This is a genomic window from Mesorhizobium sp. M7A.F.Ca.CA.002.05.1.1 (assembly GCF_003998335.1).
GTDB lineage: Bacteria > Pseudomonadota > Alphaproteobacteria > Rhizobiales > Rhizobiaceae > Mesorhizobium.
The window spans coordinates 1-910 of the sequence record NZ_RZQI01001416.1; the positions used below are offsets into that span (position 1 = coordinate 1).

Genomic DNA, 910 nt, shown 5'->3' on the forward strand with positions numbered 1-910 from the left:
GTCTTCAGCATGCCGAAGAACTGGTGCACATCGGTCAGCCGGCTCCAGCGGTCGCGCAGATCGTCGAGATTGGCGGCCGCTGGAGCCGGCTGACCGATGTGCACCAGTTCTTCGGCATGCTGAAGACGCTGAAGCTCAGCCGCCGGCAGGCGGTGCGCCTGGTCGGGCAAGACTATGCCTGGCAGCTCGACAATGATGCCGTCCGTGCCATGTTTCATCACGCTGCGGAGGGCGAGATGCCGATCATGTGCTTTGTGGGAAACCGCGGCTGCATCCAGATCCATTCCGGTCCGATCAAGTCGATCAAGCCGATGGGGCCATGGATCAACGTGCTGGACGAAACCTTCCACCTGCATTTGCGCACCGACCACATCCAGGAGGTCTGGGCGGTGCGCAAGCCGACCAAGGACGGTCATGTCACCTCGCTTGAGGTCTATGATTCCGACGGCAAGATGTTCATCCAGTTCTTCGGCAAGCGTCATGAAGGCGAAAGCGAGCGGGATGACTGGCGCTTCCTGGCGGAAAACCTGCCGCGCATCCCAAGCCCGACCGCAGCCTGAGGAAAATGCGATGCGTTTTTTCCCAAGATTGTCGACCGTGCGCGGATCTATTTTCCGGCCGGTGATCGGTCTCTCCATGGCTGTTATCGCACTGCAATCCGCCAGCGCCATGGAAGGCACGGCCGTGTTTGCCGATCCTTCGAAAATCGTGGCCGTTGGCGGCTCGATCACCGAGATCGTCTATGCGCTCGGCGAGGAAAAGCATCTGGTGGCTCGCGATTCCACCAGCCGGTACCCAAAGGCGGCGCTTGAGCTGCCCGATGTCGGCTATATGCGTGCGCTGTCACCGGAAGGCGTGCTCTCGGTCAACCCGACCGGCATCCTGGCGTTGCATGGCAGCGGTCCCAAGG

Annotated in this window: 2 protein-coding genes; both read left to right on the plus strand. The window is 61.2% G+C overall.

The annotated features are described in order from the left end of the window. The coding region (locus EN939_RS36000; RefSeq protein WP_335930819.1) for a ChuX/HutX family heme-like substrate-binding protein at positions 1–560 on the plus strand (560 nt) is incomplete at its 5' end. 10 nt (positions 561–570) lie between these two features. Beyond that, the coding region (locus EN939_RS36005) for an ABC transporter substrate-binding protein (RefSeq protein ID WP_335930820.1) at positions 571–910 on the plus strand (340 nt) is incomplete at its 3' end.